This is a genomic window from Paracidovorax wautersii, from assembly GCF_900113035.1.
Lineage (GTDB): Bacteria > Pseudomonadota > Gammaproteobacteria > Burkholderiales > Burkholderiaceae_C > Paracidovorax > Paracidovorax wautersii.
The window spans coordinates 482,776-497,677 of record NZ_FONX01000001.1 but is presented as its reverse complement, the minus strand read 5'-3'; the positions used below and the strand labels follow the sequence as shown (position 1 = coordinate 497,677).

The 14,902-nt window shown below is 69.3% G+C and carries 15 protein-coding genes; 6 read left to right on the top strand and 9 right to left on the bottom strand.

Annotated elements, in window-relative coordinates; genetic code table 11:
* Positions 1-3: 3 nt before the first annotated feature.
* The 5 genes from BM070_RS02130 to BM070_RS02110 form a co-directional block, all read right to left on the bottom strand.
* Positions 4-1,161, bottom strand: a complete 1,158-nt coding sequence (locus BM070_RS02130) for a glyoxalase superfamily protein (RefSeq protein ID WP_092937104.1) — start codon at positions 1,159-1,161, stop codon at positions 4-6.
* Between the two features lie 354 nt (positions 1,162-1,515).
* Positions 1,516-2,430 carry a tryptophan 2,3-dioxygenase gene (kynA, locus tag BM070_RS02125; RefSeq protein ID WP_092937102.1) on the bottom strand — a complete coding sequence of 305 codons (915 nt, stop codon included), beginning with the start codon at positions 2,428-2,430 and terminating at the stop codon, positions 1,516-1,518.
* Positions 2,431-2,432: 2 nt separating this feature from the next.
* The gene (gene kynU / locus BM070_RS02120; RefSeq protein WP_092937100.1) at positions 2,433-3,722 is read right to left on the bottom strand and encodes a kynureninase; all 1,290 of its coding nucleotides are present in this window, start codon (positions 3,720-3,722) and stop codon (positions 2,433-2,435) included.
* 99 nt (positions 3,723-3,821) lie between these two features.
* Positions 3,822-4,478, bottom strand: a complete 657-nt coding sequence (gene kynB, locus BM070_RS02115) for an arylformamidase (protein ID WP_092937098.1) — start codon at positions 4,476-4,478, stop codon at positions 3,822-3,824.
* Entirely contained in the window at positions 4,475-5,878 is a 1,404-nt protein-coding gene (locus BM070_RS02110) for an amino acid permease (RefSeq protein ID WP_092937096.1), read from the bottom strand. Before BM070_RS02110 ends, kynB begins: the two co-directional genes overlap by 4 nt.
* 150 nt (positions 5,879-6,028) lie before the next feature.
* On the opposite strand from BM070_RS02110, the gene BM070_RS02105 reads away from it, so the two are divergent.
* Positions 6,029-6,511, top strand: a complete 483-nt coding sequence (locus BM070_RS02105) for an Lrp/AsnC family transcriptional regulator (protein ID WP_092937094.1) — start codon at positions 6,029-6,031, stop codon at positions 6,509-6,511.
* Between the two features lie 21 nt (positions 6,512-6,532).
* On the opposite strand, the gene BM070_RS02100 is transcribed toward BM070_RS02105, so the two are convergent.
* Positions 6,533-6,859: a YkgJ family cysteine cluster protein gene (locus tag BM070_RS02100; RefSeq protein ID WP_092937092.1), complete on the bottom strand. Its 327-nt coding sequence runs from the start codon at positions 6,857-6,859 to the stop codon at positions 6,533-6,535.
* A 139-nt stretch (positions 6,860-6,998) separates the two neighbouring features.
* On the opposite strand from BM070_RS02100, the gene BM070_RS02095 reads away from it, so the two are divergent.
* Genes BM070_RS02095 through BM070_RS02085 form a run of 3 tightly spaced genes read left to right on the top strand, consistent with a single transcriptional unit; the run spans position 6,999 to position 9,507 of the window.
* Positions 6,999-7,337 carry a FeoA family protein gene (locus tag BM070_RS02095; RefSeq protein ID WP_092937090.1) on the top strand — a complete coding sequence of 113 codons (339 nt, stop codon included), beginning with the start codon at positions 6,999-7,001 and terminating at the stop codon, positions 7,335-7,337.
* Positions 7,334-9,256: a ferrous iron transporter B gene (gene feoB, locus BM070_RS02090; protein WP_092937088.1), complete on the top strand. Its 1,923-nt coding sequence runs from the start codon at positions 7,334-7,336 to the stop codon at positions 9,254-9,256. Before BM070_RS02095 ends, feoB begins: the two co-directional genes overlap by 4 nt.
* 5 nt (positions 9,257-9,261) lie before the next feature.
* Positions 9,262-9,507, top strand: coding sequence for a hypothetical protein (locus BM070_RS02085; RefSeq protein ID WP_092937086.1), 246 nt, complete (start codon positions 9,262-9,264; stop codon positions 9,505-9,507).
* A gap of 62 nt (positions 9,508-9,569) precedes the next feature.
* On the opposite strand, the gene BM070_RS02080 is transcribed toward BM070_RS02085, so the two are convergent.
* The 3 genes from BM070_RS02080 to BM070_RS02070 are packed head-to-tail and all read right to left on the bottom strand — an operon-like array spanning position 9,570 to position 12,395.
* Entirely contained in the window at positions 9,570-10,223 is a 654-nt protein-coding gene (locus BM070_RS02080; RefSeq protein WP_245785067.1) for a hypothetical protein, read from the bottom strand.
* Between the two features lie 46 nt (positions 10,224-10,269).
* Entirely contained in the window at positions 10,270-11,184 is a 915-nt protein-coding gene (argF, locus tag BM070_RS02075) for an ornithine carbamoyltransferase (RefSeq protein WP_092937311.1), read from the bottom strand.
* A gap of 11 nt (positions 11,185-11,195) precedes the next feature.
* A complete protein-coding gene (locus tag BM070_RS02070; RefSeq protein ID WP_092937084.1) occupies positions 11,196-12,395 on the bottom strand; it encodes an aspartate aminotransferase family protein in 1,200 nt (399 codons plus the stop codon).
* A gap of 250 nt (positions 12,396-12,645) precedes the next feature.
* Here BM070_RS02070 and BM070_RS02065 point away from each other — a divergent pair, with 250 nt between their 5' ends.
* Positions 12,646-12,993: a DUF3579 domain-containing protein gene (locus tag BM070_RS02065; protein WP_092937082.1), complete on the top strand. Its 348-nt coding sequence runs from the start codon at positions 12,646-12,648 to the stop codon at positions 12,991-12,993.
* 265 nt (positions 12,994-13,258) lie between these two features.
* Positions 13,259-14,269, top strand: a complete 1,011-nt coding sequence (locus tag BM070_RS02060; RefSeq protein WP_092937309.1) for a YcjF family protein — start codon at positions 13,259-13,261, stop codon at positions 14,267-14,269.
* Positions 14,270-14,902: the final 633 nt, after the last annotated feature.

Genomic DNA, 14,902 nt, shown 5'->3' with positions numbered 1-14,902 from the left:
GCCTCAGTCCTGCACGAAGCGCAGCCGGTTGCCGAACGGGTCGGTCACCGTCATCAGGTCGCCGCCGCCGGGCGCCTGCTCCACGCCCGGCCGCATCACGGCGTGGCCCCGCGCGATGAGTTCCGCGTGGAAGGCGACCAGCCCGTCGCAGTAGAAGAACACGGTGGCGCAGCCGGCCGGGTCCTCATCGGCCGGCTCCCAGAGCTGCAGCACGCAGCCGGCGCGCGAGACCCGGGCATGGCGGGGCGCATCGTCCCGCGCTTCGGGCCCGGCCGGGCGGTGCGCGCCATCGACCGCGAAGCCCAGCACCTCGCCGTAGAAACGCAAGGCCTTGTCCAGGTCGTGGACCGGCAGCACCGGCACCGTCCGGTGCACCTGCAGCGCGCTTGCCGGGGGCTTCACGGCGGCCGGCGGCGGCGGGGGCAGCGGCTCGGCCGCGGGCGCAGTCCGGGGTTCCTGCCGGGGTTCGCGCGGCTTGCGGGCCGTGGCCTCCCGCGAGGGAAGTGGGGCCCGAGCCGCGGGTGGCTCGACCGCTTCCTTCAAAGGCTGCAAGGGCTCCGCAGCCTGCAGCGCCAGGTACACCCGCAGCGCGCCGTAGGCATCGTTGGCGGCGTAGCGCTGCTGCGATTCCGAGAGGCGTGGCTGCGCCCAGTTGGAGGTGCCGATCTTCTTGGACTTGGCGAAGCGCTGGCCGAAGAGCAGGGCGATGGCCGTCTTCACGCCCACCGATTTGGGATAGCCCTGGCGCCGCAGCACGCCGTCCACATCGAGCAGCGAATGGACCGGCCCGCCCAGCGAGCGCGCCAGCTGGCTGCGGTCGTTGTCCAGGCCGAAGCCGGCCTTGACCAGGCTGCGCGAGGCCAGCAGGGCCTGCACGGCGCGGCGGCAGCCGGGGGTGTTGAGCTGGAACAGCCAGCCGCCTTCCAGCGTGGCGAACTGCACCAGGTGCGGGCCGTCCGGAATGTCGCCGCGCGCGAAGGTCGGCTTGGATTCGGTGTCGAAGCCGACCACGGGCAGGTCGATCAAGGCGCGCAGGGCGGCCTCGGCATCGGCGTCGTTGTCGATCAGCCGGATGCGGCCGAGGTCCAGGCCCTCGAAGGGCGGCAGCAGCGCGATCTGGTCTTTGGTGGGAAGGGGGGCGCGCGGGGAGTGGGAAGGCATGGCGACGAAGAATACCTGCGCCGCAGGTGCCCCCACGGCGCGGCGCGCCCGGAGACCGTCCGGGAACGGCCTCAGAACGTGTTTACGATCTCGCAGGGGATCGCGTTGGAGCGCAATCGGGATGAGTGGATGTCTCGGATGCGCCGCATGGGCTCTGAGCCCATGCAAGCAGCCGGGGCGTCAAAACTCGTTGCCCTGGCCCGATTTCGCTCCCACCCGAAGGGCAGCGGTGTGGGCGGGCGGTCTGCGGCGTTGCGGCGCTTGTGGATAGCCGTGCTATCCACTGCGCACCGCGCCTTGCATCCCATCCCGCCGACATAGCTGCGCGACCCCTGGGAGATCGTAAACACGTTCTCAGAGCGAGGTGCGCAGCCGCCAGATCTCGGGGAACAGCACCACGTCCAGCATCTTGCGCAGATAGCTCACGCCGCCCGTGCCGCCCGTGCCGCGCTTGAAGCCGATCACGCGCTCCACCGTCGTCACGTGGCGGAAGCGCCAGAGGCGGAAGGCGTCTTCCAGGTCGGTGAGCTTTTCGCCGAGCTGGTAGAGGTCCCAGTGCTCGCGCGGGCTGCGATAGACGGTGAGCCAGGCGGCTTCCACCGCATCGCTTTCGGCATAGGGCTGGCGCCAGTCGCGCTGGGTGTGGCTCTCGGGCACGGGGATGCCGCGCCGCGCCAGCAGGCGCAGCGCCTCGTCGTACAGCGAGGGCGCCTCGTAGGCCGCCTGCACCAGGGCCAGCAGGTCGGCGCGGTGCTCGTGCGGTTTGAGCATGGCGCGGTTCTTGTTGCCCAGCGCGAATTCGATGCAGCGGTACTGGTAGCTCTGGAAGCCGCTGGACTGGCCCAGGTAGGGCCGCATGGCGCTGTATTCGGGCGGCGTCATGGTGGCCAGCACGTCCCAGGCATGGACCAGCTGCTCCATGATCTTGGAGGCCCGCGCCAGCATCTTGAAGGCGGGCGGCAGGTCGTCGCGGGCGATGTGGGCGATGGCGGCCTGCAGCTCGTGCAGCATGAGCTTCATCCAGAGTTCGCTGGTCTGGTGCTGGACGATGAAGAGCAGCTCGTCGTGCGCGGGCGACAGGGGCTTCTGCGCGGTGAGCACGGCGTCGAGCTGCAGGTAGTCGCCATAGCTCATGCTGCGGCTGAAGTCGAGCTGGGCGCGCTCTTCCTGCACGATGGCTTCGGGCAGGGCGGCGCCCGGCGCGGCCCCGGAGGATGCGGAGGCCGGCGCGGAGGAAGGCGCGGGCGGGTTGCCGTGGAAGGGGCACATGCTCAGGTCACCGCATGCTGCTGGTTGAATTCGGGGCGCTGCCATTCGGCCGTGTCCAGCACCTGGCGCAGGTGCTCCACCGCGTTCCAGACATCGGCGAAGCCCACGTAAAGCGGCGTGAAGCCGAAGCGCAGGATGTCCTTGTGCCGGCCGGCGCCGCCGTCGCCCTTGCGGAAGTCGCCGATCACGTTGCGCGCGATCAGCGCCTGCACGATGGCGTAGGCGCCGATGTCGCGGGTCAGGCAGACCTGCGAGCCGCGCTGGGCGTGCTCGCGCGGCGTGGCCAGGCCCAGGCCGTGGCCGGCGCAGCGCGCCTCCACCAGCTCGATGAAGAGATCGGTCAGCGCCAGCGACTTCTGCCGCAGCGCCTGCATGCCGCCCAGCGCCTGGGCGGCGGTGAACACGTCCAGCCCGCACTGCAGGGCCGACAGGCTGATGATGGGCTGGGTGCCGCACAGGTAGCGCGTGATGCCGGGGGCCGGCTGGTAGTCGGGCGTGAACTGGAACGGCGCGGCATGGCCCCACCAGCCCGACAGCGGCTGCCAGAAGCGGTCGGCATGGCGCGGATGCACCCACACGAAGGCCGGCGCGCCCGGGCCGCCGTTGAGGTACTTGTAGCCGCAGCCGATGGAGAAATCGGCGCCCGCGCCGTTCAGGTCTACCGGCACCGCGCCCGCGCTGTGCGCCAGGTCCCACACGGTGAGGATGCCCGCCGCATGCGCCGCGGCCGTGACGGCGGCCATGTCGTGCATGGCGCCGGTGCGGTAGTTGACGTGGGTGAGCATGAGCACGGCCACGTCGGCGGTCAGCGCGGCGGGGATCTCCTCGGGCTCGATCAGCACCAGCTCCAGCCCGCGTTCGCGGCACAGGCCTTCGGCGATGTAGAGGTCGGTGGGGAAGTTGCTGCGCTCGCTCACGATGCGGCGGCGCGCGGGGCTGTCCTCGCGGGCCATGTTGAGCGCGGCGCTCAGCACCTTGTAGAGGTTGATCGAGGTGCTGTCGGTGCACACCACCTCGCCCGGGCCCGCGCCGATCAGCGGCGCGAGCTGGTCGCCCAGGCGCTGGGGCAGGTCGAACCAGCTGGCGCTGTTCCAGGAGCGGATCAGGTCGTTGCCCCATTCCTGCTTCACCACCTGGGCCACGCGCTCGGCCGCGGCCCGGGGCGCCACGCCCAGCGAATTGCCGTCCAGGTAGATGGTGTCCGCCGGCAGCGCGAAATGCGCGCGCAGCGGTGCGAGCGGGTCGGCGGCGTCGCGCGCCTGGCAGTCCTGCAGGGTGATGGAGGTGGTCATGGCTTCTCTCGGTTTTCTCTGATGACTATGGTTTTGATAGCTAGGTGCCCAGGCGCTGCTTGCGCTCAAGGCACTTTTCCTTGTTGATCGTTGCCGCGCTCAGCGCAGCGCACGCAGCACGGCGCGCACGGGCGATGCGTCGGCCGTGGTGAGCTTCAGGGGCAGGGCGACGAGTTCGTAGTCGCCCTCGGGCACGTCGTCGAGCACCAGGTTCTCCAGCACGCGCAGGCCACGGCGGCGGATGACCTGGTGGCTGTCCAGCGTCTTGCTGTCGGCCGGGTCGATGCTGGCGGTGTCGATGCCCACCAGCACCACGCCCTGGTCGGCCAGGCGTTCGATGGTCTCGGGCGCGAAGGCGGCGAGCTGGCTGTCCCAGCGGTCCACCGGCATGCGTTCGTAGGTGCGCACCAGCACGCGGGCGGGCAGGGCGCCGTCGCCCGCCTGCACTGCATGGGCGATGTGCTCCCAGGTGACGAGCGGGCCCCGGCCGATGGCGTGGATCACGCGGCAGGGGCCGATGAAGGCGTCGAGCGCCACGTCGCCGATGCTGGCGCCGGCCGGGTCGTAGTGCAGCGGCGCGTCGGCATGCGTGCCCACGTGGGGCGAGAGGGTGATGGCGCTCACGTTCACGGGGCAGCCCGGGCCGATGGTGGCGCACCAGCTCTGCGCGTAGGCGGTGTCGCCGGGGAAGACCGGGGCGGCGGCGTGGACGGGAGCGGAGATGTCCCAAAGGCGTTGTGGTGATGGCAGCGTCATGCGGCAGGCTTGTGCAGGGGCGCGAGGCTGGTCGAGGCTGGCCGGTGGCGGTATTTCAGCGCATAGACCAGGGACAGCACGGCCAGGAAGGGAAGGCCCGTCAGCAGCGTGAGCCGGAAGGCGGGGGTGAACAGGGTGGTCGCCATGGCCGCCAGCATCAGGCCCGCGCCCAGCAGCGTCAGCGCCGGATAGCCCCACATGCGGAAGGCCAGCCGCGGGCCGCCCTCGCGGCTCCAGCGGCGGCGGAAGAAGAGATGCGTCACGAAGATCATGAACCAAGTGAACATGGCGCCGAACATCGACACGGCGATCATCCAGATGAAGGACTCCTCGGGCTTCCAGAGATTCAGGCCGGTCGCCAGGGCGATGCCCGCGCACGACAGCGCCAGCGCCGGCAGCGGCACGCCGCGCGCGTTCAGGCGGCCCAGCGCGGCGGGCGCGTGGCCGGCGCGGGAGAGGCTGAACATCATGCGCGTGGTGATGTAGAGCTGGCTGTTCATGGCCGAGAGCGCCGCCACCAGCACCACGAAGTTGATGACCCCGGCCGCGCCCGGAATGCCGATGATCTCCATCACCGCGACGAACGGGCTCTTGTCGGTGCCCGCCTGCTGCCAGGGCACGATGGCCAGCATCAGCGTCATGGTGAGCAGGTAGAACACCACCAGCCGCACCATGGTCGAGCGGAAGGCGCTGGTGATGGCGCGCTGCGGGTCGCGCGCCTCGCCGGCCGCGACGGCGATCATCTCGATGCTCAGGTAGCTGAAGATGGCGATGATGACCGCCGTCCAGGTGCCCCAGAGGCCCTTGGGGAAGAAGCCGCCGTGGGCCACGTAGTTGTGGAATCCGATGCCCGGCCGGGGCGCACCGAACACCACGAAGGCGCCGATCAGGATGAAGGCCACGATGGCCGCCACCTTGATCGCCGAGAAGCCGTATTCGGCGGCGCCGAAGGTCTTCACGCTCGTCGCGTTCACGCCCACCAGCGCGGCGGAGAAGACCAGCACCCAGATCCAGCGCGGCACGTCGGGGAACCAGTAGCCCATGTACACGCCCACGGCCGTCACCTCGGTGCCCACGGCCAGCACGATGGCGGCCCAATAGGCATAGCGCACCAGAAAGCCCGCCCAGGGCGCGATGTAGTGCTCGGCGTAGGCGCCGAACGAACCCGAGGTGGGATGGGCCACCGTCATCTCGGCCAGGCAGCCGATGAGCAGCAGCGAGATGAGCGCGCCGATCGCGTAGCTCACGAGCACGCTCGGCCCCGCGAAGCTGATGGCGAAGCCGCTGCCCAGAAACAGCCCGGTGCCGATGGCGCCGCCGATGGCGATCATGCCCATCTGCGCGGCGGTCAAATGCCGGCGCAGGCCTTGCTCACGTTGAACGATGTCATCGAATGCCATGGTGGGGTGATCTATGAAGGAGTGAGGGGATGGGGTGATGGATTTCGGGCGCCATCCTATGCAAGAGCATGCCTTGCAAGCCACTCGTTATCCCTTGAATCCAGCTAAATTGAATAATCCATTCCATCAAGGCAAAAAAAGGGAAAGAACATGCAGGCTGAACTCGACAGGACGGACCGGCAGCTGGTCCAGGCGCTGCAGGACAACGCCCGGCTCACGTCGGGCGAGCTGGCGCAGATGGCGCATCTCTCGCAGTCGCCCTGCTGGCGGCGCGTGCGGCGGCTGGAAACGGAGGGCGTCATCAGCGGCTACCACGCGGCGCTGGATCGCCGGGCGCTGGGCTGGGGCGTGCTGGCGTTCGTGATGGTGGGCATAGACCACCAGACCGAGAGCCTGTCGGTGGCCTTCGAGGAAGCCGTGTGCGCCATTCCCGAGGTGGTGATGTTCCACGGCATCTCCGGCCCCGAAGACTTCATGCTCGTCGTGGTGGCCAAGGATCTGGACGACTATTCCGCGCTGCTGCAGCGCCGGCTGCACCGCCTGCCCGGCGTGCGCCACGTCCATACCTACTTCTCGCTGCAGGAATTCAAGGGCCAGGTGGGCGGGTTGCCGGTGCCGCCGGCGGCCGGCTAGAACGAGAGCGAGAACGCGGTCTCAGAGCAGCGCCGAGGCGTCCAGCGGCGGCAGCTGGAAGCGCCGGCGCGCCCGCTCGCAGGCATCGCTGCCGGCCTCGAACTCCCGGCAGGGCGAGGGCCGCCATTCATAGATGCCGCACGCCGCCCGCGTGCCCACCTGGCCGGTCAGCGCCGCGCAGCGCGGCTGCGCATGGTCGGTGCCGCGCATGCGCGCCGTGTGGCCGGTGACTTCCACCGCCAGCCCGTCGGGCACGTCGCCGCCGCCGGCCTGCGTCTCGCAGGCGGAGAAATCGACGCGGAAGCTGGCGCAGCAGGCGCCGCAGGTCAGGCAGGGATGTTCAGGCATGGCGCGGGGGCAGGGGGGAGGCGGGCGCAGAGGGCGCGTGGGATGGGTGCCGGATTGTCCGCCATGGCCGAGTGGCCGGACGGCCTTCTCTTTGCGGGCGTAAAATGAGAATTACTAGCATTTCAAAATTGCTCCCGACATGAAAATTTTCCAGGATGGCGCTACCGCCTCCCTGGCGCCAGCCGCTGCAAGCGCGCCGGGCGCCCGGCTCGACACATTGGCACGCGACGTTCCTGCCACGGTCACGGCACTGCTGCCGGCGCAGAGCGCCGCCGAGCGGGATCTGGTGCTCCGGTTGATGGAAATCGGCTTCCTGCCCGGCGAACCCGTGCGCGTGGTGGCCCGCAGCCTGCCGGGCGGCGACCCGATCGCCGTGCGCGTGGGCCAGGCCACCTTCGCGCTGCGCCGGCACGAGGCCGCGCTGGTGCAGGTGCAGGTCCAGGCGCATGTGCAGCAGCCGGAGGGCGTCGCCGCATGAACACCACCGCGACCGCCTCCTCCAGCGCCATGCAGCCCGCAGGCCAGCCGCTGCGCATCGCGCTGCTGGGCAACCCCAACTGCGGCAAGACCGCGCTCTTCAACCTGCTGACCGGCGCCCGCCAGAAGGTGGCCAACTACGCCGGCGTGACCGTCGAGCGCAAGGAAGGCTCGCTCACCACCGCCAGCGGCCGCCGCGTGCGCGTGCTGGACCTGCCCGGCGCCTACAGCCTGCACGCCCAGAGCGCGGACGAGGCCGTCACCCGCGACATCGTCACCGGCCGCCGGGCGGGCGAGCCCGTGCCCGAGCTGCTGGTCTGCGTGACCGACGCCACCCATCTGCGGCTCAATCTGCGGCTGGTGCTGGAAGCGCGCGCGCTGGGCCTGCCCATGGTGCTGGTGCTGAACATGAGCGACATGGCCGAGCGCCAGGGCATCGTGATCGACCGCGAGGCGCTCTCGCGCGAGCTGGGCATGCCGGTGATCGCCACCGTGGGCGTGAAGAGCGGCGGCGCGCAGGATCTGGTGCGCTGGCTCGACGCCGTGCAGCCCGCGGCGCTCGCCGCCAGCGTTCCCGCCGAATCCGCTGCGGCGGCCCCCGCCGACCCGCAGCAGCATGTGATGCAGCTGCACCAGGAAGTGCGCCGCGTGATGGATCTCGCCGTGCGCGGCCCGCAGGTCAGCCTGCACCGCGACGACCGCATCGACGCCGTGGTGCTGCACCCCGTCTGGGGCCTGATGCTGCTGGCCGTCACGCTGTTCCTGATGTTCCAGGCCGTGTTCAGCTGGGCCGAGACGCCCATGGGCTGGATCGAGGGCCTCACCGCGTCGGCGGGCGAGTGGGTCAACGCCCACATGGCCGAAGGCGTGCTGCGCAGCCTGCTGACCGACGGCATCATCGCCGGCGCGGGCGGCGTGGTGGTCTTCCTGCCGCAGATCCTGATTTTGTTCTTCTTCATCCTGGTGCTGGAGGATTCCGGCTACCTGCCGCGCGCGGCCTTCCTGCTGGACCGCATCATGGGCACGGTGGGGCTCTCGGGGCGCTCGTTCATTCCGCTCCTGTCGAGCTTCGCCTGCGCCATCCCCGGCATCATGGCCACGCGCTCCATCCCGCACTGGCGCGACCGGCTGGTGACCATCATGATCGCGCCGCTCATGACCTGCTCGGCGCGCCTGCCGGTGTATGCGCTGCTGATCGCGGCCTTCATTCCGGCGCGCACCGTGGGCGGCCTCTTCAACCTGCAGGGGCTGGTGCTGTTCGCGCTCTACCTGGGCGGTATCCTGAGCGCCATGGCGGTGGCGGGCGCGGCCAAGCTGCTGCGCGGCCGTGCCGCCGCGGCGCCCCTGATGATGGAGCTGCCGGCCTACCGCTGGCCCAGCCTGCGTGGCCTGGGCATCGGCCTCTGGGAACGCGCGCTGATCTTCCTGCGCCGCGTGGGCGGCATCATCCTGGCCGTGACCGTGCTGCTGTGGTTCCTCTCGTCGTTCCCCGCTCCGCCCGACGGCGCCACCGGCCCGGCCATCGAATACAGCTTCGCCGGCCGCATCGGCAGCCTGCTCGAAGTGGTCTTCGCGCCCATCGGCTTCAACTGGCAGATCTCCATCGCCCTGGTGCCCGGCATGGCCGCGCGCGAGGTGGCCGTGGGCGCGCTGGGCACGGTGTATGCGCTGTCCGCCACCGGCGACGAGACCGCCGCGCAGCTGGGTCCGCTGATCGCGCAGAGCTGGTCGCTGGCCACCGCGCTGTCGCTGCTGGTGTGGTTCATCTTCGCGCCGCAGTGCATCTCCACCATCGCGGCCGTGCGCCGCGAGACCAACAGCTGGCGCTGGCCGCTGGCGATGGCGTCCTATCTCTTCGGCCTGGCCTACATCGCCAGCTTCATCACCTACCACGTCGCCCTGGCGATGGGCGGAGGCTAGCCGCCATGGCGCAGAACCTCATCGTGGCGTTGATCGTGGGCTGCGCGGCGCTCTACGTCGTGTGGCGCTACATGCCCCAGCGCTGGCGCAGCCGCCTGGGGCGGGTGCATGGCCGGCTGGCGCAGGCACCGGGCTGCGGCGGGGGCAGCGATGGAGCCTGCGGCAGCTGCGGCTCCTGCGCCTCGTCTTCCGTCGCACCGCAGGGCGAGGCCGCCGAGAAGCCGGTGGCCATGCCCGCTTCGCGGCGCTGAGCCTCCCGTGACCGTGGAGGTTGCTCTCTTTTCCGTAGCGGACTGTCGAGGGCTTCCGAGCGCTACAGGCTTGCCGGCATGTGAGGCTGGCAACCGCTCCTAGGCCTTCGCGGCTGCGCCGGCCGCTGCTTCCAGGCGCCGCAGGATGCGCCGCCCGCTGCTTCCAGGCGCCGCAGGATGCGCCGCCGTATCAGCCCGCTGACCGGGCGAATCAGCAGCCAATAAGGCGTGAAGCGCCGCTGCGTGGCCGCATCGGGGCAATGCACGCGGGTTTCGGTGGACAGCAGGGTGCTGCCGTCCTGCAGTGGTCGTGCCGTGAAGTTCAACACCAGCCGCGCGGCGCCATCGAACTGGGGTGAGCTGGCGTGTTCGAAAGCCTGCGGGTCATCGAAGCGCACGAGCCCGTAGTCGGCCTGCCAGAACCGGCCTGCCAGGCCGAAGGCGATCTCGCCTTCGCTGCGGCCCAGGCCGGTGAAGTCCACCAGGCCGAACGGTCGCTGCGGCAGCCGGGCCTGCATGCCGCAACGTGCCAGAAGGCGGGCGGGTGCTTCGCGCAGCGCGATGCAGCGGGCGATGAAAGGGTCTTCATGTACCGCCGGGTCCGCAGCCCGGTCCAGCAGCGCGGCAGGCGTGGCCTGCACGCGCAGGGCGTGGCGTTCCACGAACTGGTAGTGCGGCAGATACCGGTCGATGAGTGACGTGGCCGGGCCTTTCACGCGCGCTTCGATGCTGCTCTCCGGCTGAAGGCGGGGACTTCTTGCTTCAATCCACCCGGCCCAGCAGCAGGTATTCCATCAGCGCCTTCTGCACGTGCATGCGGTTCTCGGCCTCGTCCCAGACGACCGACTGCGGGCCGTCGATCACCTCGGCCTCGACCTCTTCGCCGCGATGGGCGGGCAGGCAGTGCATGAAGAGGGCATCGGGCTGGGCCACGGCCATCATGTCGCGGTCCACGCACCAGTCGGCGAAGGCCTTCTTGCGGGCCTCGTTCTCGGCCTCGTAGCCCATGCTGGTCCAGACGTCGGTGGTCACCAGGTCGGCGCCGGCGCAGGCCTGCATCGGGTCCTTGAACACCTTGCAGCTGCTGCTGCCGTGCTGCACGCCGGCCACGGCATGGTCGATCTCGTAGCCGCTGGGCGTGGAGACGTGCACCGTGAAGTCCAGCAGCTCGGCCGCCTGCAGCCAGGTGTTGGCCATGTTGTTGCCGTCGCCCACCCAGGCCACCACCTTGCCGCGGATGGAGCCGCGGTGCTCGATGTAGGTGAAGAGGTCCGCCAGGATCTGGCAGGGGTGGAATTCGTTCGTGAGGCCGTTGATGACCGGCACGCGCGAATGGGCGGCGAAGCGCTCGATCTTGGACTGCTCGTAGGTGCGGATCATCACCAGGTCGGTCATGCGGCTGATGACGCGGGCGCTGTCCTCGATGGGCTCGGCGCGGCCCAGCTGGCTGTCGCCCGTGGTCAGGTGGACCACGCTGCCGCCCAGCTGGTACATGCCGGCCTCGAAGCTCACGCGCGTGCGGGTGCTGGCCTTCTCGAAGATCATGGCCAGCGTGCGGTCCGCCAGCGGGTGGTACTTCTCGTAGCTCTTGAACTTGCCCTTGATGAGGGCGGCGCGGCTGAACAGGTAGTTGTATTCGTCGGCCGAGAGATCGTTGAATTGCAGGTAATGCTTCATGGGGGGCACGTTCATTCGGCGAGCAGCGCTTTGACCAGGGGAGCCAGCAGGGCGACGATCTCGTCGGCCTCTGCCCGGGTGAGGGTGAGCGAGGGCACCATGCGGATCACGCTGTCGGCCGTCACCGACAGCAGCAGACCGGCTTCGGCCGCGCGGCCCACCAGCACGCCGCAGGGGCGGTCCAGCTCGACGCCGATCATCAGGCCCTGGCCGCGGATCTCCTTGACGCCCGGCAGCCCGCCCAGCTCGCGTTCCAGCGCGGCCTTCAGGTGCGCGCCCACGTCGGCCGCGTTCTGCAGCAGGCCTTCTTCTTCCATGATGCGGATGGTTTCCACGCCGGCCCGCATGGCCAGCGGGTTGCCGCCGAAGGTGGTGCCGTGGTTGCCGACGCCGAAGATGCCGGCCGCCTTGGGGCCCGCCACCACCGCGCCGATCGGCACGCCCGAGCCCAGGCCCTTGGCCAGCGGCATCACGTCGGGCTTGATGCCCGCCCACTGGTGGGCGAACCACTTGCCTGTGCGGCCCATGCCGCACTGCACCTCGTCGATCATCATCAGCCAGTCGCGCTCGTTGCACAGCTCGCGCAGCTGCTGCAGGTATTCGATGCGCATGGGGTTCACGCCGCCTTCGCCCTGGATGGTCTCGAAGAACACCGCCACCACGTTCGGGTTGCCCTCGGTGGCCTTCTTGATGGCCTCGATGTCGTTCATCGGCACGCGGATGAAGCCTTCGACCAGCGGGCCGAAGCCGGCCTGCACCTTGGGGTTGCCGGTGGCCGACAGCGTGGCGATGGAGCGGCCGTGGAAGGCCTTCTCATAGACCACCACCACGGGCTTGTCTATGCCCTTGTCGTGGCCGTACTTGCGGGCCAGCTTCAGGGCGGCCTCGTTGGCCTCCAGGCCCGAATTGCAGAAGAACACGTTGGTCAGGCCCGAGCGCTCGACCAGCATCTTCGCCAGCTCTTCCTGCAGCGGCACGTGGTAGTAGTTGGAGCTGTGGATCAGCTTGGCGACCTGGTCCTGCAGCGCCGGCACCAGCTTGGGATGGTTGTGGCCCACCGTGTTGACCGCGATGCCGCCCAGCGCGTCGAGGTACTGCTTGCCGTTCACGTCCCACACGCGCACCCCTTCGCCGCGTTCGAGGGCGATGGGCAGGCGCCCGTAGGTGGTCATCACGTGGGGCGAAGCGGCGGCCGGGGCGGAAGCGGTCATTGCGGGAATCTCCAGACGTTGCACAAGGATGGCTGCCGGTGCGGTGACCGGCGAAATCGAGGCACGATTCTAGGCGCTGCCCCATGGCAGCATGTTGACGATTGCGCATCACAGCCATGCGTGCGCGCCCGTGCGTGCAACCGCAAGGGCGCGGGGCTTTGGGGGAACTTATAGGGTTAGCTCTTATATAAGAGTTAGAATCGCCGCCTGCCGGCAGACCCCGCCGCCCAGCCCCAACGAATCCCCACCGATGGTTTCTCCCTCCTCCAAAGAAGTCTTCATCCAAGGCATCACCCACGATGGGAAAACCTTCCGCCCCAGCGACTGGGCGGAGCGGCTGGCCGGGGTCATGAGCCAGTTCCGCCCCGGCGGCGCACGCCCCGGCAGCCACCTGAGCTATTCGCCCTGGTGCGTGCCCACCACCATCGACGGCGTCAAGTGCGTGGTCGTCCACCGCGACCTGCAGGGCCACGAACCCATGGCCTGGGACTTCGTCCTCAACTTCGCCCGCGACAACAACCTGCAGGTCGCCGAAGCCTGCCTGCTGCCCGAAGAAAAGGCCGACGCGGTCAGCGCGCCAGCCCCCCGCAAGGGCTGAGGGTTGCCTTCGCGGCCGGCGCTGCTGCCGCCGCCGCTTCGCTTTCGGTTGAAAACCCCCATCCTGGCCCCAGATAGCCAGCCTGATCCGTGTTCCGCCAGGTGCGTGCCGCCTGCGCGAACCCCGCGATCCGCCCTGCACCACAACAACGCCCAGACCGCAGGGGCCCGATGACGACGGCCGCCGCCCGCGTCGTCCTCCATCCGTCCGTCCATCCGTCTCTTTTTTCCTTCTGCCACCTGACGAGGAAAGCGTTGCCATGAACCTGCAGCCCCAACACACCCGCGCCGTGATGGCCATCGGCCTCCTGGCCGCCTTCGCCGACGAACACAAGGACGAGCGCGAGCGCGACCATCTGCGCGAACTCGCCCAGTCGCTGAGCGCCGGCAGCGGCATCGATCTGATGAAGCTCTACCAGGACGTGCTGCTGCAGCGCGTGCGCCTGGAAGACGCCGCCGCCGACCTGGACACGCCCGCCCTGCGCCAACTGGCCTACGAAATGGCCGTGGGCGTGTGCGATGCCGACGGCGAATGCAATGCGAAGGAAAAGGCCTTCCTGCAGCGCCTTTCCACCGCCCTGCAACTGGCGCCCGAGCAGGCCCGGGACGTCGTGGCCCAGGCCGACGCCCTGGCCGCCGCGCCGCTGGTGGCCGCCCCCATCGCCGCGGAGCAGTGGGGCCGCGGTGCGGGCGTCGCCGCCGACGCCGTTGCGATGGTCGCCCCTGCGGCAGCGCCGCCCGCTGGAGCAGCCCAGCCAGCGGTCCCGCAGGCCGAGGTCGATTCGATGATCCTCAACGCCGCCATCCTCAACGGCGCGCTGGAACTGCTGCCCCAGTCGCTCGCTTCCATGGCCATCATCCCGCTGCAGACCCGGCTGGTCTATCGCATCGGCAAGCTGCACGGCTACGAGCTGGACAAGGGCCACATCGCCGACTTCCTGGCCACCGTGGGCGTCGGCCTCACCTCGCAATACGTCGAACAGTTCGGCCGCAAGCTCGTGGGCGGCCTCCTGGGCAAGGTCATGGGCGGCCTCGGCCGCGCCGTGGGCAGCGCCGCCACCGGCTCGGCGTTCTCCTTCGCCACTACCTACGCGCTGGGCAAGGTCGCCTACCGCTACTACGCCGGCGGCCGCATGCTGGACACCGACACGCTCAAGTCCGCGTTCTCGCGCACCGTGGAAGAGGCCCGCGGCCTGCAGCAGCGCTACGCCCCGCAGATCCAGGAAAAGGCGCGGGGGCTGGATGTGAATCAATTGCTCAAGCAACTGAGGGCTTGAGGCCGAAGGTTTGAGCCAAGCCAGGCCATGGAGTGGTGGATCGATCTCGCAGCGCGGCAACAAGCTCGACTCTTAGAACGTGTTCACGATCTCCCAGGGGTCGCGCAGCGGTGTGGGCGGGATGGGATGCAAGGCGCGGTGCGCAGTGGATAGCACTGCTATCCACAAGCGCCGCAACGCCGCAGACCGCCCGCCCACACCGCTGCCCTTCGGGTTGGAGCGAAATCGGGCGATTGGAGGCCCCGGCTGCTTGCATGGACATGAGTCCATGCGGTGCATCCGAAGCATCCACTCATCCCGATTGCGCTCCAACGCGATCCCCTGCGAGATCGTGAACACGTTCTTAAAGCCGCGCACTTGCACGAGGTGCTGTGCCCAACGGCTGCCGCTTGCTTGATCACACATCAGGTTTTGACTCACACGCCCGCGTGGGGCGTGAAAGCCCCTTTGGGCATAGCGCAGCGACCTGGAGACGTTTCGATCCACACGCCCACGCGGGGCGTGACAAAACAACCAACGTGTCACCCCGGCGCAATTTCGTTTCAACCCACACGCCCGCACGGGGCGTGACCGGCTTCGCAGCTTGCGCAGGGCAACATCTGGGGGGTTCAACCTACACGCCCACACGGGGCG